Source organism: Aminobacter ciceronei, assembly GCF_014138625.1.
GTDB lineage: Bacteria > Pseudomonadota > Alphaproteobacteria > Rhizobiales > Rhizobiaceae > Aminobacter > Aminobacter ciceronei.
Genome location: NZ_JACJHY010000031.1, coordinates 74425 through 91987, shown reverse-complemented (window position 1 = coordinate 91987; position 17563 = coordinate 74425). Strand labels below are relative to the sequence as shown.

17 protein-coding genes are annotated in these 17563 nt (G+C 64.4%); 10 read left to right on the top strand and 7 right to left on the bottom strand.

What is annotated here, in order from left to right; all coding sequences use genetic code 11:
- Together HNQ95_RS26210 and HNQ95_RS26205 are read right to left on the bottom strand one after the other, a co-directional pair.
- Nucleotides 1-173: TSUP family transporter (locus HNQ95_RS26210; protein ID WP_182575590.1), on the bottom strand; the 173-nt coding region annotated here is incomplete at its 3' end.
- Between the two features lie 62 nt (nt 174-235).
- Nucleotides 236-421: a hypothetical protein gene (locus HNQ95_RS26205; protein WP_067963113.1), complete on the bottom strand. Its 186-nt coding sequence runs from the start codon at nt 419-421 to the stop codon at nt 236-238.
- Between the two features lie 290 nt (nt 422-711).
- On the opposite strand from HNQ95_RS26205, the gene recQ reads away from it, so the two are divergent.
- The gene (gene recQ / locus HNQ95_RS26200) at nt 712-2511 is read left to right on the top strand and encodes a DNA helicase RecQ (RefSeq protein ID WP_182575592.1); all 1800 of its coding nucleotides are present in this window, start codon (nt 712-714) and stop codon (nt 2509-2511) included.
- Between the two features lie 60 nt (nt 2512-2571).
- On the opposite strand, the gene HNQ95_RS26195 is transcribed toward recQ, so the two are convergent.
- From HNQ95_RS26195 to HNQ95_RS26180, 4 genes are all read right to left on the bottom strand, one after another.
- Nucleotides 2572-3060: an SRPBCC family protein gene (locus HNQ95_RS26195; RefSeq protein ID WP_182575621.1), complete on the bottom strand. Its 489-nt coding sequence runs from the start codon at nt 3058-3060 to the stop codon at nt 2572-2574.
- Complete coding sequence (locus HNQ95_RS26190) at nt 3060-3389, bottom strand: ArsR/SmtB family transcription factor (RefSeq protein WP_067963108.1); 330 nt, start codon at nt 3387-3389, stop codon at nt 3060-3062. Before HNQ95_RS26190 ends, HNQ95_RS26195 begins: the two co-directional genes overlap by 1 nt.
- Nucleotides 3390-3628: 239 nt before the next feature.
- Nucleotides 3629-4663 carry a porin gene (locus tag HNQ95_RS26185; protein WP_182575593.1) on the bottom strand — a complete coding sequence of 345 codons (1035 nt, stop codon included), beginning with the start codon at nt 4661-4663 and terminating at the stop codon, nt 3629-3631.
- Between the two features lie 282 nt (nt 4664-4945).
- Nucleotides 4946-5782 (bottom strand): helix-turn-helix transcriptional regulator, encoded by an 837-nt coding sequence (locus HNQ95_RS26180; protein WP_182575594.1) that lies wholly within the window; start codon nt 5780-5782, stop codon nt 4946-4948.
- Between the two features lie 156 nt (nt 5783-5938).
- On the opposite strand from HNQ95_RS26180, the gene HNQ95_RS26175 reads away from it, so the two are divergent.
- The 7 genes from HNQ95_RS26175 to HNQ95_RS26145 all read left to right on the top strand — a co-directional run bounded on the left by HNQ95_RS26175 (nt 5939) and on the right by HNQ95_RS26145 (nt 13938).
- Nucleotides 5939-7153 carry an aminomethyl transferase family protein gene (locus HNQ95_RS26175; RefSeq protein ID WP_182575595.1) on the top strand — a complete coding sequence of 405 codons (1215 nt, stop codon included), beginning with the start codon at nt 5939-5941 and terminating at the stop codon, nt 7151-7153.
- A gap of 75 nt (nt 7154-7228) precedes the next feature.
- Nucleotides 7229-8242 (top strand): BMP family lipoprotein, encoded by a 1014-nt coding sequence (locus HNQ95_RS26170; RefSeq protein WP_246340978.1) that lies wholly within the window; start codon nt 7229-7231, stop codon nt 8240-8242.
- 81 nt (nt 8243-8323) lie between these two features.
- A complete protein-coding gene (locus HNQ95_RS26165) occupies nt 8324-9850 on the top strand; it encodes an ABC transporter ATP-binding protein (protein ID WP_067963094.1) in 1527 nt (508 codons plus the stop codon).
- Nucleotides 9840-10904, top strand: coding sequence for an ABC transporter permease (locus HNQ95_RS26160; RefSeq protein WP_067963092.1), 1065 nt, complete (start codon nt 9840-9842; stop codon nt 10902-10904). The genes HNQ95_RS26165 and HNQ95_RS26160 overlap by 11 nt, the downstream gene beginning before the upstream one ends.
- Complete coding sequence (locus HNQ95_RS26155; RefSeq protein ID WP_182575596.1) at nt 10901-11833, top strand: ABC transporter permease; 933 nt, start codon at nt 10901-10903, stop codon at nt 11831-11833. Before HNQ95_RS26160 ends, HNQ95_RS26155 begins: the two co-directional genes overlap by 4 nt.
- A gap of 171 nt (nt 11834-12004) precedes the next feature.
- Nucleotides 12005-12880: a methylenetetrahydrofolate reductase gene (locus tag HNQ95_RS26150; RefSeq protein WP_067963089.1), complete on the top strand. Its 876-nt coding sequence runs from the start codon at nt 12005-12007 to the stop codon at nt 12878-12880.
- Between the two features lie 35 nt (nt 12881-12915).
- Nucleotides 12916-13938, top strand: coding sequence for a GlxA family transcriptional regulator (locus HNQ95_RS26145; RefSeq protein WP_067963086.1), 1023 nt, complete (start codon nt 12916-12918; stop codon nt 13936-13938).
- Nucleotides 13939-14131: 193 nt separating this feature from the next.
- Here the strand turns inward: HNQ95_RS26145 and HNQ95_RS26140 are convergent, their stop codons facing one another.
- Complete coding sequence (locus tag HNQ95_RS26140; protein ID WP_067963084.1) at nt 14132-15064, bottom strand: helix-turn-helix domain-containing protein; 933 nt, start codon at nt 15062-15064, stop codon at nt 14132-14134.
- 211 nt (nt 15065-15275) lie between these two features.
- Here HNQ95_RS26140 and HNQ95_RS26135 point away from each other — a divergent pair, with 211 nt between their 5' ends.
- Together HNQ95_RS26135 and HNQ95_RS26130 are read left to right on the top strand one after the other, a co-directional pair.
- Nucleotides 15276-16331 carry an aromatic ring-hydroxylating oxygenase subunit alpha gene (locus HNQ95_RS26135; protein ID WP_067963080.1) on the top strand — a complete coding sequence of 352 codons (1056 nt, stop codon included), beginning with the start codon at nt 15276-15278 and terminating at the stop codon, nt 16329-16331.
- 147 nt (nt 16332-16478) lie between these two features.
- A complete protein-coding gene (locus HNQ95_RS26130; RefSeq protein WP_067963077.1) occupies nt 16479-17471 on the top strand; it encodes a PDR/VanB family oxidoreductase in 993 nt (330 codons plus the stop codon).
- Nucleotides 17472-17563: the final 92 nt, after the last annotated feature.

Sequence of the window (17563 nt, the reverse complement as noted above, 5' to 3'; positions counted from 1 at the left end):
GCGCCGGTGGCGACAGCGATGGCAGGCGGGATGTTGTAGAAGATCAGAAGCGGCGTGATCAGGAAACCGCCGCCGACCCCGAACATACCAGACAGAAAGCCGACCGCCGCACCCATCGCCAGGAGCACGAACACATTGACCGACATCTCAGCAATCGGGAGATAAATGCCCACCCGCGATACTTCTCATGAAATGGCTGCTCGGGGTTCGGCTGGAAGCCCGCTATTTAAGGCTGCTAGGCCTGCTCGGCTTGTCGCGGACCACCTCGAAGCCGCATGTCGGCGGACATCGCCTTGCTCAGCGTGGCGGGGCCGGGGCCGCGCATATAGTGCCGTTCCGGGTGATACCGTTCGCGCATGCACGCGCCGAGCAATTCGGCGAAGATCCTCTTCAGGACGATCAGTTTGTGAAGCGATGGCATCGGACTTTGTCGATCAGTTTGGGTCGATCAGTTGGGTCGATCGGTTGAGAGTGGGGACACGCTATCAGCATCGAGGGTGCATCACGCATAGCGACTGGGACTAACGGTATTCCAGGAAGGAATGGGAACCGGGAGAAAAGGCCGGTGCCTGGGGTGGCGGCTTGCCCTGCGGTACAGATGGACAGGTTGAGGACACCACCAACAGGCAGACCGACAAAAAGGCGCAGCGATGATCGTCAGGGCGGCGAAGCTGCTATGAACGAGGTCAAGATGATTCTCCGTGCTGCCCGATGACCGCCACCGCTCTCGACATCCTCAAGACCGTCTACGGCTATGATGCGTTCAGGGGACCGCAGGCGCGGATCGTCGAGCATGTCATCGCCGGCAACAATGCCTTCGTGCTGATGCCGACCGGCGGCGGCAAGTCGCTCTGCTACCAGATTCCCGCGATCGTCCGTCCCGGCATGGGGCTCGTCGTGTCGCCGCTGCTGGCGCTGATGGCCGACCAGGTGACAGCGCTCAGGCAGGCAGGCGTGCGGGCGGCCGGGCTGAACTCCGACCTGTCGCCCGACGACCGCCGCGCGCTGTGGCGGGATATCCGTTCCGGTGCGCTCGACCTGCTTTATGTCTCGCCTGAAACCTTGCTGCGGCCTGATGTGCTGGAACTGCTGGAGAGCGTGAAGCTGTCGCTGATCGCCATCGACGAGGCGCACTGCCTGTCGCAGTGGGGGCACGACTTCCGTCCCTCTTATCGCCAGCTCGACGCGATTGTCTCGCGCTTAGCCGGCACCCCGCGCATGGCATTGACCGCCACCGCCGACGAGCCGACGCGCGCGGAAATCCTGTCGCATCTCGAAATCGACGCGGCTGACGCCTTCATCGCCGGTTTCGACCGGCCCAACATCCGCTACGCCATCGAGGAAAAGGACAATCCGCGCGCCCAGCTCAAGGAGTTCCTCAAGCGCTACGAGGGCGAGAGCGGCATCGTCTATTGCCTGTCGAAACGCCGGACCGAAGAAACCGCCGCCTGGCTCAAGGGCCTCGGCTATGATGCGCTGGCCTATCACGCCGGCATGGACAAGGCGGCGCGCGAAGCCAACCAGATGCGCTTCCAGCATGGCGAGGCGGTGATCATGGTCGCCACCGTTGCCTTCGGCATGGGCATCGACAAGCCGGATGTGCGCTTCGTCGCCCATATCGACCTGCCCGGCAGCATCGAGGCCTATTATCAGGAGACCGGTCGCGCCGGCCGCGACGGCCTGCCGTCCGACACGCTGATGCTCTATGGCTATGACGATATCGCGCTGCGCAGCCGCTTCATCGAGGAGTCTGATGCACCCGACCAGCGCAAGCGCATGGAGCGGCAGAAGCTCGATGCGCTATTGGGCCTGGCCGAGACGGCAAGCTGCCGGCGGCAGGTTTTGCTGTCCTATTTCGGCGACGAGTGCGAACCGTGCGGCAATTGCGACACCTGTGCCGAGCCGCCGAAATTGTTCGACGGCGCCATTTCGGCGCAAAAGGCGCTGTCATGCATCTACCGCACCGGCGAGCGTTTCGGGCAGGCCTATGTCGTCGACGTGCTTCTGGGCGTCGACAACGAGCGCATCGCCCAGTTCGGCCATGACAGGATTTCCACCTTCGGCATCGGCACCGAACATGACAACCGCACCTGGCGGGCGATCCTGCGCCAGCTGATTGCGCTGCGCCTCGTCGACGTCGACCTTTCCGGCCATAGCGGCCTGTCGATTGCATCAGCCGGCCGCGAATTCCTGCGCGACAAGCCAACGCTGATGCTGCGCGTGCCGGCTCCAGTGCGCGCCAGGCGCGGCAAGGTCGCGCGCGGTGCGGCCCAGGCTGCCGTCAGCGATGCGGACCAGGACCTGTTCCAGGCGCTCAGGCGGAAGCGCACCGAGATCGCGCGGGCCCAGAACGTGCCGCCCTATGTCATCTTCCATGACAAGACGTTGATCGAGCTGGCCGCAGCCAGGCCGGCCTCACGCGCTGAGATGGCCAGCGTGCCGGGTGTCGGCGAAGCCAAGCTCGACCGCTATGGCCCGGCCTTCCTCGAGGTGATCGCAACACACGAATGACGAGGCGGGGCTCATCCCCGCATCCACCGTCGTCGATAGATGCACTGCGCCGCCAAAGGCCTAGCGGTCCAGCCAGGCGGCGAGGCCGTCCAGCGTCTGCAGCCCGTATTCGACCGCGCCGAAGCCGATGACCTCCTGACGCCGCTTGGCGCTGGGGTGGAGCTGGCGCATGGTCAGCACCGTCTTGCCGTCGCCCTGCTCGTCGAAGGTCACGGTGACGCGGAAACGGTCGGGATCCTCTGAAGCGGGCGTGCCATAATCCATCACGATGCGCTCGTTCGGCACGATTTCCAGAAATCGCATCAGGTTGGGGAAGCGTTGCTGCTTGCCCTCGAAGACGCCGACCATGTCGAAGTGCCAGACCCCGCCCTCGCGGATATCGGCTTCGTGGCTCTCGATGGCGAGGCCGGCCGGCCCGTACCATTGCGCCAGCGCCTTGGGGTCCATCCAGGCGGCAAAGACCTTTTCGCGCGGGTGGTTGAGCAGCTTGACCAGCACGATTTCGCGGTCGAGCGACCAGGTCTCAAACAGCTTTTCCATGCTCTTCATCATCCTTCCGTCTTGTCCAGATACGTTTCCAGCCGATCCAGGCGCTCGGCCCAGCGCCGGCGCTCCGCTTCCATCCAGTCCGCCGCCTCGTCGAAGCGCTGTGGCACCAGCCGGCACCAGCGGCTGCGCCCGCGCTTTTCGCTGACGATCAGCCCGCACTCCTCCAGCACCTTGAGATGCTGGGCGAAGGAGGGCAGCGCCATGTCGAAAGGTTCGGCCAGTGCGCTGACCGCCACTTCGCCGGCAGCCAGCCGCGACACCACCGCGCGGCGGGTCGGGTCGCTGAGCGCGTGAAAGGCGAGGTCGAGTGGTGTGGAATGGTAAGGCATCTGCCTTAGTAATCGAACCGAAAACGCCGGTCAAGGAAAATAAGGTAGATGCCTTAGTATTTGCCTGCAGGCCGGCAGCGGACCGGCAGCTTCAAGCTGCGGCGACAGGAGAGACGCAACGTCTTGAGCCTGGCATATCCGTCAGCAAGGCCGGCAGACCGCTCTCCAGGGACTGAACGAAAACGGCGTCCGGTGCAGGAACCGGACGCCGTGACGGACAGCAAGGGAGGATGCTGCCGTCAGAAATCCGCCTGCATGCGGACGAAGCCGCCGATGGCGTCGGCGTCAGTCATGTCGAAATTGTCGTAGTAGCCGATCTCGGGCGAGACGGTCAGGCCGTCGACGACCTTCCAGGCGATGTTGGCCACGGCGGCGAAATTCTCCTGCGCGTCATAGCCGAGCTGCAGGTTGAAGGTCGCCTTGTCGCCGAGCTTGGCAGCGCCGCCGCCCCAGACGGCCCAGCGCCCGCCCCAGACGCCGTAGAACTGGGAGTAGGGGGCGCTGTCGTCGGTCTTGGCGCCGGCCATCGCCCAGAGCGAGATGCTGTCGTTGACTGTCACGTCGAGCCTGAGCTTGCCGGCCCATTCCTCGGCGACGGAATCGTATCCCACAACCGCCGTGACGCCGCCCCAGTCCTTGGCGTAGCCGCCACCGAGCACGACGCGCGGCATGTAGCTGTCGATGACGTCGCCGTTCCAGCCGCCTTCGAGCGCAAGCGCCAGCGACAGCCCGTTGGAGCCGGCCCATTTGTAGCCGAGCATGGTGGTGGTGAACGGGCCGTAGCCGACGATGGCGTCGTTGGATACGCCGCCGGCATAGTAGGTCTGGGTGATGAACAGCGAGTCGTTTACGCCAGCGAAGAAGCCGCCGAGCTCGATCATCGCCATTTCGATTTCAGCGCTCTGCACCGCCTCCGCGGCGTCGCGCTTGTGCTGGAAGTTGATGTAGGAATAGGTGCGGAAAGTGCCGAATTCGGTCTCGGCCCTGGCGTCGGTCTGCAACTGGAAGCGGGCTAGCGTGTAATAGGTGTCACGGTCGCCGTCGCTATCGACATCGACGCCGAACAGCGGGCCGAAGCCGGTTTCGAGTCTGAGATAGCCGCCGACCCTGAGGCAGGTTTCGGTGCCGGGGATGTAGTAGAAGCCGGTGCCGTAGACGTCGCAGACGCGAACATATTCAACGCTTTCGGCCTCAGTGGCCAGCGCGGCAGACGTGCCGCAGGCAGCCAGAAGGGTGGCGCCGGCAAGCGCGGGCGCAAGTCTGTTCAATCGCATTCCAGGTCCCCTCGTTTGGTTGTCGGGCCGGCAATCGCTGCCGGCGCCGCACCTCCTGTCCTCGCCTGATGCAACACGAACGAAGGGTTCGACCCCCGCGACATGGCTGGGGATGTGCAGGGCGGATCCGGGACGCCACTTGTTGTCTGGGCTTGTTAGGCGCGGCTTTTATACACTATGACAGCGTGCATGCCTGTGACATGCCGCGAAGGCATGAAGACATATCCAGATGTAAGATGAGTGAGATCGCCGAACCGCACAGTGGCCGCGCGGCATGATTGACTAGAACGTCGTGCTTTCAAGCTCCTCGGCGTCGATCGAGGACATGCGGAAGCCCTTGCCGCTTCTGAGTTCGCGCGGCGTTTGGCCAAAGGCCTTGCGGATGTGGCGCGAGAAATGGAACGGGTCCTGGTAGCCGCATTCATAGGCGATGCGAGCGATGGGCGTGCCGCTGTTCATCAGCATGGCAGCGCCTTGCGAGGCCCGGACGTGCCAGATGTAGCGGGCAGGGGTCAGGCCCATATGCCTGACGAACAGCAAGGTCAGGTGCTGGCGGCTGACGATGGCCGCTTCGGCGACGTCGGTCACGGTGATCTGGTTCTTGAAATTGGCGTCGACGAAAGCCCTGGCGCGCTGCACGACATCGGGCAGGGCGCCGAGGTTCTCCTTGTCCTGTACGGCCAGGGTGAATGAGCTGCAGAGCGCCTGGCCGATGGCGTTGCGTACCTCGTTGACGCCGCTGCGCGATGATCCCCCAAGTTCCACGCCGAGCAGCATCAGCTGGTGGATGCGGTTGTCGAGCGGCACGATGTCGGGTCCGCTGCGCCAGGATTTCATGATCAGGCTCGAGACCGCCGACGGCGCAGTTTCGCACCAGGCGACGCGTGTGTGCCTGTCGCGTGGATAGAGGAAGGAAATCGGCGTGCGATTGAGGATCAGCGCCGCTTCGCCGGCATTGACCTCGAAGTCGCCTTCATCGCTGCCGACTTTCGCCTGTCCCTCGAACACCGCGAGAATCTGCAGATAGGCAAGTTTCATCGGGCCGAAGAAGCCGCCGTTTTCGTAGGCGGCCTCGCCGAACGAGAAGGTGTGCCCTCCGGCGAAGACGATCGAACTCATGCAAGCCTCCCGGTTTGGGTATCGCTGCCAGTCAGTGCCGCGGGTCGAAGAATATCTGACACGCAGACATGTTTCTAGGTCCCAAAGTCATTCACGCTCCGCCCACCCTTTCATATCGTCCGGCTAATGAACGGACAGCAGAGGGCAGGAGCCACCATGGAATTCAAGGGTACCCCGTTTCACAGCCATTCGAGTGCGAACAATGCGACACGCTGGTGGTACGCATGGGACCGCTACCTCGTGCCCGACATGTTCAGCGACGTCGAAGACGAGATCCGGGCGATCCGCACCACCGGTGCAATGATCGACATGTCGCCGCTGCCCAAGGCCGAGATTGCCGGTCCGGGCGCCGCTGCCTTGCTCGATCGCCTGATCACACGGTCCATCGCCAGCATGGAGATCGGCCATGCCATCTACACGCCGCTATGCGCCGAAAGCGGCCATGTCGTTTCCGACGGGCTGGTGCTGCGCATCGCCGAGAACGTTTACCGCCTGTCGGGCGACTCGGCGGTGGAATGGTGCGAGCGTCACGCCGAGGGCTTCGACGTTACCATCCGCGACGTGACCGACGAGATCGGCATCTTGTCGTTGCAGGGACCAAACTCGACTTTGACGCTTGAGAAGGCGACGAGCGAGAGCTGGGAAAAGTTCCGTTTCTCCAGGATCCGCAAGGCCATCATCGGCGGTGCCGAGGTCGAGGTGGTCAGACAGGGTTTCACCGGCGAACTCGGCTACGAGATCTGGCTGAACCGGCAGGATGGCGCGGCCGTCTGGGCCGCGGTGCGCCGCGCCGGGCAGGATTTTGGCATCGTTCCGGCTGGCGAGTACGCGGCCGACATCGCCCGCGTCGAGGCTGGCATCATCCTGATCCGCGCCGACTACACCGGCGCAGGCCCACAGTTGCAGTTCGCCCATGGCGTTCTCGACGGCGAGAACCTGGTCACGCCAGGCGAGCTTGGGCTTGAACGCCTCGTCGATCTCGGCAAGGCCGACTTCGTCGGCAAGGCAGCGCTTGAAGTGCAGGGGGCCAATGGTCACGCCGCCAACGGCTTTACCGGACTGGTCTTCGACACCGACGAGATCTACGCGCTCTATCGCCGCGCCAACGCCTCGCCGAATCTGTGCCCGCGTGTCCGCTGGCAGGCGATGAAGCTTGTCCACGAGGGACGCGTCGTCGGCCGCGCCACCAGCGTCACCTGGAGCCCGACGGTCGGGGCGATCATCGGCTTCGCCTGCCTGGGCGCCGAGCTGATCGAAGTCGGGCGCACCGACATCCAGGCCGAATGGACCGACGAGACCGGGCGCGTGCTCGGGCTGGTATCGACCCGCCAGGTCGCGACACCGTTCACCGCGCTGAAGCGCTCCGCCTGAGCCTGCAAAAAATGCGGCCGGAGCCCGGAAAGGGCCCGTCCGCGAACGACAAAGGGAGGAACCTTGGAAATGTCGATGCTTCGCAAAGCAACAATTGCGGTAGTCGCGGCCGTCTGCGCTGTCGCTGCCGGCTCGGCCTTCGCCGATGAGCCGACAAAGGTGAAGATTGCGCTGGTGCTCACCGGCGGCGTCGAGTCGTCATGGCAGAGCAGCCTGATTGCCGCGCTGGAGCGGGTGAAGGCGCAGAAGCCGCACGGGCTGGAGGTGGAATGGACCGTCGGCGACCCGGTGTTCGACGACGATGCCGCCGAGGCGATGCGCATATATGCCGAGTCGGGCGACTACCAGATCATCTGGGGCCACGGGCCCTATTCGGACCAGGTCGCCAAGGTCAAGGATGAGTTCCCCGACATGGCCTTTGCCGTCGTCGGCTCGGGCAACCAGCCGCTGGGCGGCAACCAGTACTGGATCTACAAGCGTGTCCACGAGGCATCTTACCTCGGCGGCATGCTGGCCGGCGGCATGAGCAAGTCGGGCTCGCTCGGCGTGGTCGGCACCTTCCCCGGCGACGACATCAATGACGAGATCAACGCCTTCTTCGCTGGCGCCCGGCAGATGCGTGCCGACATCAAGCAGCGCGTTGCCTTCGTCGAGTCCTGGTACGACCCGGGCAAAGCAGCCGAATACACGAATGCTCAGGTCGCAACCGGCGTCGACGGCATCCTCCAGCTCACCGGGAATTTCGAGGCCTGCAAGCTCAACAAGATCTACTGCTTCGGCAGCAAGGCCGACGAGAACTACTTTGCCCCTGACAACGTGGTGACCAGCGCGGTCGCGCTCTGGGACCCCGACATCAACTGGATCATCGACGAGTGGTGGAACCACGCCACCAAGGGCGAGCCGTACCAGGGCAACGCAGAGCCGCGCTGGTTTTCCGTGGCCGAAGGCGGCGTGGCGCTCGCGCCCTACCACGCGCTCGCCGAAAAGGTCCCGGACGAGCTGAAGGCGAAGGTTGCCGAAACCGAGAAATCCATTCGCGACGGCATCTTCAAGGTGCCGCTCGATACCGCCCTGCCGGTTTCGCAATAGGCGGACCTGGGGCGCCCCGCCGGTGAGGAGACCGGCGGGGCGCGACGAACTGCACTGATGCGCCGGAGGAGTTCTAGGCAAATGACTGTTGCGTTGCAGGCCAGCGGATTGAGCAAGAGATATGGCGACGTCGTTGCGCTGGACGACGTGTCGCTCGACATACATGCCGGCGAGATCCATTGCCTGTTCGGCGAGAACGGCGCCGGCAAATCCACGCTGTCCGGTTGCCTTTACGGCTATGTCCAGCCCGATAGCGGCGCGCTCGCCATCGACGGCAGGCCGATGCGGCTGCGTTCGCCGGCCGAAGCGCTGCGCCTCGGCATCGGCATGATCCACCAGCATTTCAAGCTCGTTGGACGGCTGAGCGTCATCGAAAACATTCTGGTTGGTGCCGGCGGCCGGGGGCTGTTCCTGGACACCAGGGCAGCGCGGCGGCGGCTGGCAGCTTTGTGCGCCGACTACGGCGTTGCGCTTTCTCCTGACGCCATCGTCGAGGAACTGCCGGTCGGCCTGCAGCAGTGGGTCGAGATCATCAAGGTTCTGTTCCTGGGCGTGCGGGTCCTGATCCTCGACGAACCGACGGCGGTTCTGACGCCACAGGAATCCGACCGCCTGATGGCGGCACTGGAGCGCATGCGCGACGCCGGCATGGCGATCGTGCTGATCTCCCACAAGCTGCGCGAGGTGATGCGTTCGGACCGTGTCACCGTCCTGCGCGCCGGCAAGCTGGTCGCATCCCTCAAGACCGCCGAGACATCTCCTGAAGAACTTTCGGTGCTGATGGTCGGACGCAAGGTTTCGCCGTCCTACGACCACAACAGGGAGACGCCGGGCGAGATCGTGCTCGATCTGAGCGACGTCTACGTCAATGGCGAGCGCGGCCACCGCGTCCTCGACGGATTGAGCATCCACGTGCGCGCGCACGAGATCGTCGGCCTCGCCGGTGTTGCCGGCAACGGCCAGCGCGAGCTGTTCGAGACCATCATGAGGGTGCGTCCGCTCGAGGCCGGGCGCATCAGCATCGACGGCAAGGACGTAACTGCGGGATCGACAAGGGACGTCATCGATCTCGGTGTCGGCCATATTCCTGACGACCGCTATCTGCAGGGGCTGATCGGCAGCTTCACCATCGCCGACAACATCGTGCTCGGCAGGCACCACGACTGCGCCTTTCGCAAGGGGCCGTTCCTCGACCGCAAGGCGATCAGTTCCTTTGCCGCCGACAGCATGTCCGAGTACCGCGTCGCGGCGAGGGACAGCGGCACTCGTGTCGACCGCCTGTCCGGCGGCAATGCGCAGAAGGTGATCCTGGCGCGCGAGCTGCAGCGCAGCACGTCGCTGCTGCTTGCCAACCAGCCGACGCGCGGCCTCGACATCGGCGTCATCGACTATGTCTACCGCCAGCTTCTGGCCAAGAAGGCCGAGGGGTTCGGCATCCTCCTGGCTTCGGAAGAGCTCGACGACCTGATGACCCTCTGCGACCGCATCGCCGTGATCCACCGCGGCAAGATCGTCGGCGTGGTCGACCCTTCAGGCACCACTCCGCAGCATCTCGGCCTGATGATGGCCGGCCAGGCAGTTTCGGGAGGAGACGCCCATGCACATTAAGCTCGAACAACGCCATGGTTCCAGCCTGCTCTGGCAGGGCGCTTCGTATGGCCTGGCGATACTGGCGGGTTTCGTCGCCACCGCAATGTTGCTGAAACTGTCCTCGGCCGACGTGACGACCGCCTTCGAGGCGCTTTTTCGCGGCGCCCTTGGCAGCCAGCGCGCCATGCTGCGCACGCTCGTCGCCGCCACGCCGCTGATCCTCACCGGGCTCGCCGCTGTCGTCGTCTTCCGCGCCCGGATCTGGAGCATCGGCCAGGAAGGCCAGGTCTATGCCGGCGCGATGGGGGCCTATTGGGTCGCGTCGTCGCTGGCCGATGCGCCGCTTGTTGTCGTCGGGCCGCTGGCGATTGCCGGCGCCATGCTCGGCGGCGCGACGATGTCCGGCATCGCAGCGCTTCTGCGCAACCGCTACGAGGTCAACGAGATTTTCTCGACGGTGATGCTGAACTACATCATCGTCTATCTGCTGTCCTTTCTGCTGTCGGGCGGACCATGGACGGAAGCGGGCACCACGGTCGCCTACCACCAGACGCCGCTGCTGGCGCAGACGGCCTGGCTGCCGCATCTGGCCGGGCCATTGCATGCCGGCATCCTGATTGCGCTTCTGGCTGCGATTGCCGTCCATCTCCTGCTCGAACGCACGTCATCGGGATATGACATGCGGGCGCTCGGCGCCAACCAGACCGCCTTGCGCTTCATGGGCATGGATGTGCCGCGCATCGTGCTGGTCACCATGCTGTTGTCCGGTGCGCTTGCCGGGCTTGCGGGTGGCGTGGAGCTGCTCGGCGTCCAGCATCGGCTGAAGGCCGACTATCTCTTCGGCCTCGGCTATGGCGGCATCATCGTTGCCATGGTCGGCGGCCTGCGGCCGGCCGGAACCGTGGCGGTCGCCATCCTGTTCGGCGGCCTGTCCTCGGGCGCCGTCGACATGCGCATCCAGAGCGGCGTCCCGGATTCCCTGATCCAGGCGATGCAGGGCACCATCCTTCTCTTCGTCCTTTGCGGCACGGCACTGGCCCGCTACCGCCTCACATGGAGCTCGGCCAAATGAGCGGACTGTTTCAGGAAGCCATCTTCGTCAGCCTGCTCGCGGCGACCATCCGCATCGCCACGCCGCTGCTGTTGTCGGCCATGGGCGAGCTGGTCACCCAGCGCGCCGGCATCTGGAACGTCGGCGTCGAGGGCACCATGCTGACCGGTGCCTTCATCGCCTACATCGCCTACGCCGTCAGCGGCGATCACCTCACCGCATTCGCATTGGCGATCTCAGCTGCCATGGTGCTGGGGGCCATCACCGCTTTCCTCAGTGTGACGCTCCGGGTCGATCATTTCATCACCGGGCTGGGCATCAACCTGCTCGCCAGCGGGCTCACCCTGTTCTGGTTCCGCAGCTTCGTGAAGGGCAAGGCGCAGCCGACCTTCGACAGCATCGGCACCGTGCCGTTTCCCTATCTCTCGGATATCCCCGTCATCGGCTCCGTGCTGTTCGACCAGCGACTTCTGACCTACGCCGCCTTCGCGCTGGTGCCCGTCGTCTGGGCATTCCTGTACCGTACCAGGACCGGGCTTGAACTCCGGGCGCTGGGCGAGAACCCGGCGGCACTCGACACGATGGGGCTCAACGTCGTGGCCCGGCAATATGCCGCGACCATCTTCGGCAGTGCCTTGACCGGCCTTGGCGGCGCATTCCTGATGCTCGGCTTTTCTGACCGTTTCGTTCCCGAGCTTTCCGCCGGCCGTGGCTGGCTCGTCGTCGTCGCGCTGATCGCCGGCAACTGGCATCCGCTTCGGGTGACATCAGCCGTGCTTGCCTTCTCCTTCCTGGAGTCCGTGGCGACCCACAGCCAGGCGATCGGTGCGGCGGTTCCCTACCAGCTGCTGCTGGCGCTGCCCTACGTCATCTCCATCGCCATCATCGTCATGGCCAGGGGAAAGAGCCGGCAGCCGGCAGCACTTGGCGAAAGCTACAGCAGGTCATGAGCAACACCTCCGACATGGCCGGCGAGATGTGGACGGGCGTTGCGCCGGCCCGGCCGAAATGCGCCTACGACTTCTCCCCGCCCTGATCCCGGGCTGAACCTCCTGCGCCTTCACAGTCCCCGCCGCGGCCCCCAAGCCGGCGCTTGCTCCCTCTTTGCCCGGAGATCCGAAATGCCCGAACCCAAGCATCGCCTTTCACCCGAGAATTCGCCGAACCTTGTCGCCGAGGGCGTGTCACTCGAGCTGGCGCCGGCGCAGGCCGCGGGATTCCTGCCGCTCGAAACGGCTTTTCCCGAGGGCTCACGTGTCTTCCTGACCCATCTCGAAGGCAAGCCTCTGGCCTTGCAGGTCGAGGCGGCGAGGCAGCTCAGGCAGGCAGGTTTCGTGCCCGTGCCGCATTTCGGGGCGAGGCATTTCGCGTCACCGAAGGAGTTCGTCGACCTCGTCGGCGCCCATAGCCGCAACGGCGTCACCGAGGCCTTGTTTGTCGGCGGCAACCCGCTTGCCGCCAACGGGCCGCTTGAGGATGCTGCCGACCTGCTTGCCCATCCCGTCATCGCCGACAGCACGATCCGGACGGCCTTCATCGGCGGTTACCCTGAGGGCCATCCCGCAATCGGCCGGAGCGCGCTCGCCCATGCGCTGCTGCGCAAGATCGCCATCTGCCATGACCGCGACCTTGCTCCGCGCATCGTCTCGCAATTCGCCTTCGACGGGGCGATGATGGCGGCCTGGACAAACGATCTGCATCGCGCCTACCCGGGCATTCCGGTCCATCTCGGAGTGGCCGGCGTCACGTCGCTGACCAAGCTGATCAAGTTCGCCATGATGTGCGGTGTCGGGCCATCGCTGGCAGCTCTTCGCCGCTCCGGCGTCGGGCTGTTCAACGTCCTTGCCGATAAGGATCCCGGCGACCTGGTCGAAGCCATCGAGACCGGCCTGGCATCAAACTGCGGCGCACAGACCTTCCTGCATATCTTCCCCTTCGGCGGTTGGGAGAAATCGCTGTCGTGGCTTGAGGAGTTTCGACGCCGGCGGGCGAACTGACGAAGCAAGAGAGGGGCAGCCAGGAGGAGCAAGCGATGAACGCGCCCTGCAAGCAAACGGATTTCAGGCCGGCGAGCAGCCCACTCTCCGGTCTCGTGCCTGAGCCAGGCGATGGGGTCGACATGGAAATCCTGCTGTTGGTCGGGTTCTCGCAATTGTCGCTCGCAGCGCTGACCGAACCGCTCAATCTCGCCAACAGCTTGTCCGGCAGGTCGCCGTTCACGTGGCGGCTTACAAGTCTCGATGGCTTGCCGGTGGTGAGTGCCAGCGGCATTTCAATTGGTGTTCAAGGATGCTTCGACGGGGTCGCCGTCCAGTCTGATCGGCCGCCGGCGCTGCTGATTTGCGCCGGGCAGGAGGTGGAGGGGCAGGGCGGTCCACATCTGAGGAGCATGCTGCGCCATGCCGCCAGGCGTCGGGTGCCCGTCTATGCCATGGGCACCGCCAGTTGGCTGCTGGCCGATGCCGGGCTGCTCGGTGACAAGCGCTGTACCATCCACTGGAACAAGATGGCGGCTTTCGCCGAGCGCTTCCACGACATCGAAATCGATGACGCCCTGTTCATACGCGATCGCCAGGTCGTCACCTGTGCCGGCGATTTCGCTGCCTTCGACCTGGCGATCGATCTCATCCAGCAACATTGCGGCATCGAGATTGCCCGAACCATCTGCCAGCACCTGACCGCCGACCGCTGGCGCGACGGCGCAAGCTGTCAGTCGGCCCCGCCGGGCCTCCGCCATGGCGCCACCGGACGCAAGCTGCTCCAGATCATCCAGCTGATGGAGCGCAACATCGAGGATCCACTGCCGCTGATCGACATCGCCCGCTGGGCGTCATTGTCACGCCGCCAGGTCGAGCGCCTGTTCGAGAGACTGCTGTCGACGACGCCGCGCCAATACTACATCAAGCTGCGCCTCGGGCGGGCCCGGCAGCTGTTGGAGCTCACCGAAATGCCGGTGACCGAAATTGCCATTGCCTGTGGCTTTGCCTCGCCGTCCTACTTCTCGAAGAGCTTCAAGGAGCATTTTGGCAGCCTTCCCAGCCAACTCAGAAGCTAGCCGTTCCTATCTCGCGACCAGTCGGGCTGCCGCCAGATCCGGACTGCGGCCGGACATCGCCAGGCAGGCCCGCCTGCGCCGGCCGTGATCCGGGTCCGTCGGTCTTTCCCGCGCTCCAGATGACGTCCACCACGGGAAGTCATCGCCTGGCTGGACCTGTTTGCCCGGTGGCCGGCGCCGGCGCGGCGGTCGGTTAGACCTCCCGTGCACCCGTGGGGTCGCTCGGGTCCTCGATTGGCGTCATCGTCGCTGACGCCTCGGGCTGCAGCACCGTCTTGTCTGAAAGCGCCATGCCATAGGCCGTGTCGCCGGCGCCTTCGGCGACGTCGCTTGCCATGCGGTAGCCCTTGTTTTCGCGCACCTGGCGCGGCGACAGGCCGAACTGTTCGGATATCTGCCTGGAGAAGTGGAACGGGTTCTTGTAGCCGCACTGATAGGCGATGTCGGAGATCGGCAGGCCGGTCTGCAGCAGCAGGAAGTGGCCGCGAGAGGCCCTGACCTGCCAGAGATAGCGCACCGGCGTGACGCCGATATGCTTGCGGAACGACGAAACCAGATGCTGCGGCGTGACGCCGACGAGCGCGGCGAGGCGGTCGACCGTGATCTCCTTCTCGTAGTTCTCGTCGATATAGAAGCGGGCGCGCAGAACCGAACGCGGCGTCTGCCGCTCCTGCTCGGACATCTGCGCTTCATGGAAATAGGCAAGAAAGATCGACTCTCCCAGCGCATTGCGCAACTGGTTGAGGTTGGAGCTCGAGCCGGCACCGAGCTCCACCCCGAGCCGCTGGATGCTCTCGATGCGCTGTGGCAGGGGAATACGGGTCGGCAGCGAACGCAGCCGCGAGGCAAGCGCCTCGCTGACGTCGCCGGCATAGCCCTCGCACCAGCTCACCCTGGTGTGCCGCCCCTCGCTATATTCCATGGACAGGCCGCGTTCGTTGCGGAAGAAGCCGCAGCTTCTTGCACCCAGCACCGTCTCCTCGTCGTCGCAGATGACCTTTGCCTTGCCTTCATGGATGATCAGCAAGGTCACATAACGCTCCTTGAGCGGGCCATAGACGCCGCCTGCCGGATATATAGCCTCACCGAAGGCGAAGCCTCTTCCATTGTCGATGAATGCGCGCATAGCCAAGGCCTCGCTTGCCGTGCCATGCGTTTTCCTAACACGGCTCAATGCGTCGTCAAAGATAAGAAGAATGTGGCCTTAACGTCAGATATGTTTTCGGCCGACGCAGGCATTCCGTGAAAACAGGGGCTGCGGAATACTCCAGACATCAACGGGCGAGCCGGTCACGCCGCCTGGACATGCCAGCAAGACGCATCCTCTGGAGGAAAACGTGTTTCTGCCCGCCGACCATTCCAAGACGAGAGACGAGCTGCCGCGTGGCTGCACATTTGCCGCCAGCGACTGGCATATCCTCGCCTCGTTCTGGCATCCGATCGCCTTCGTTCACGACATCGCCGACAAGCCGGTGCGGGCAAAGCTGCTCGACGTCGACCTTGTGATCTACAAGACATCCGCCGGAATCACTGTGGCGCGCGATCTGTGCCCGCATCGCGGCACCCGCATCAGCGCCGGCTGGATGGCTGACGACCAGATCGTCTGTCCGATGCACGGGCTGCATTTCGGTCATGACGGCGCCTGTTCGAAGATCCCGTCGATCGCCAATTCCGAAGGGCGCATACCTCCCAAGCTGCGCCTCGAAACCTACGCCTCGGTCGAGCGCTACGGCATCGTCTGGACCTGCCTGAAGGGTGAGGCGATCTGGCGGCTGCCGGAGTGGGACGGCATTTCCAACCCGGCCCTGCGCAAGGTTTATGTGCCCGAAGGCACCTGGTATGCGGCAGCAAGCCGGCATGTCGAGAACTTCAACGACGTTGCCCATTTTCCCTGGGTTCACACCCAGAGCTTCGGCGGCAGCACGGCCGATCCGATCCCGCCTTACGACGTCGAGCAGACGGACTATGGCCTGCGCTTCGAGCTGCCTTATCATGAAGGCTTCAACCGCTTCGACGACGGCGTCGAAGGCGACGAGCGCGACGTGGTCTACACCTACGAGCTGACCTATCCGTTCTCCACCCTGATCAAGATCGATCCGCAGGGCTCCGACTACGTCGTCTATTTCGCCGACACCGTCTGCCCGGTCTCGGCGCGCGAGACGCGCATCTTCCAACTGATGACCGACACCTCGGGCAATCCCGACACCGACTACTGGGTCAAGGATGCGCTGCTGATCAACGACGAGGACAAGCCGATGGTCGAGGAGCAGCATCCCGAGGAGCTGCCGCTCGATCTGACCGAGGAGATCCATGTGCCGTCGGATCGCATGTCGCTCGAATATCGCCGCGGGCTGGTCCGCAGATTTGGCCTCGGTGCGCCGATCGCGAGTTGATCTCGGAACAATGTCGCAACCGCAGATATCAGGAATATCGATGCCGATCCGTCTCGCAACCCGCTTCCACCGCTACACCGGGCTTGGCACCCGGGCGGGACAGGATGACGGCCGGACAGCCCGGCAAGAGAGGAGGGCGTCTTGACCATGGCGTTTCCAAGAAACGGGCTTACATCAGCAGCGCCGGCCGACACCAGGCTGAAGCTTAAGATCGCGCGCAAGTGGACTTCTGCCGAGGGCATCGTCGCAATCGATCTCACGGCCTCCGATGGCGCGCCCCTGCCGGCCTTTACGGCAGGGTCTCACATCGATCTGTTCCTGCCCGGTGGCTTCACGCGTCAATATTCGCTTCGCAACGATCCGCGCGAGCGTCACCGCTATGCGATCGGCGTGCTGCGCGAGCCAGGTGGTCGCGGCGGTTCGGCCTATGTCCACGACAGGCTGAACGTCGGCGACCTTATCGACACGAGCAGGCCGCGCAACGCCTTCGAGCTCGATGAAACCGCGCCGTTTTCGCTGCTGCTGGCCGGCGGCATCGGCGTCACGCCGATCCTGGCCATGGCTTATCGGCTATCGTCGCTGGGGCGGGATTTCGAGTTCCATTATTGCGCCCGCAGCGCCGACCGGCTCGCCTTTCGCGATGAGATCGAGGCCTCGGCTTTTGCCGGCAAGGTCAGGTTCCATCTCGACGATGGCCCCGAGGTGCAGCGGCTGAGCCTGGACAGGTTGTTGGCCTATCGGCCTGCGGGTGCGCATCTCTACGCCTGCGGTCCATCGGGGTTTCTCGACGCCGTGGTCTCCAGGGCCAAGCCAGGCTGGCCGGCGGATGCCGTGCATCGCGAGTATTTCGCCAACGCGGCACCAAAGGCGCAATCCGACCAGCCGTTCAGGATCACGCTGGCGAGCACCGGCCGCAGCTTCGACGTCGCCTCTGGGCGCAGCATCGTCGAGGTGCTGGCCGACAACGGCATCGACATTCCGGTGTCGTGTGAACAGGGCATCTGCGGCACCTGCGTGACGCGGGTGGTGTCGGGCGAGCCCGACCATCGCGATCTCGTTCTGACCGACAGGCAGCGTGCCGACCACATGACGCTGTGCTGCTCGCGCGCCCTGAGCGCCGAGCTGATCCTCGATCTCTAGGCCGGAAGGACGTTTTCCATGCGGCACTGAATGTCGACCAGGCAGCGAAGCGCGAGGGCTGTTGGCCCGAAAAGGAAAAGCCACCGAGGAAA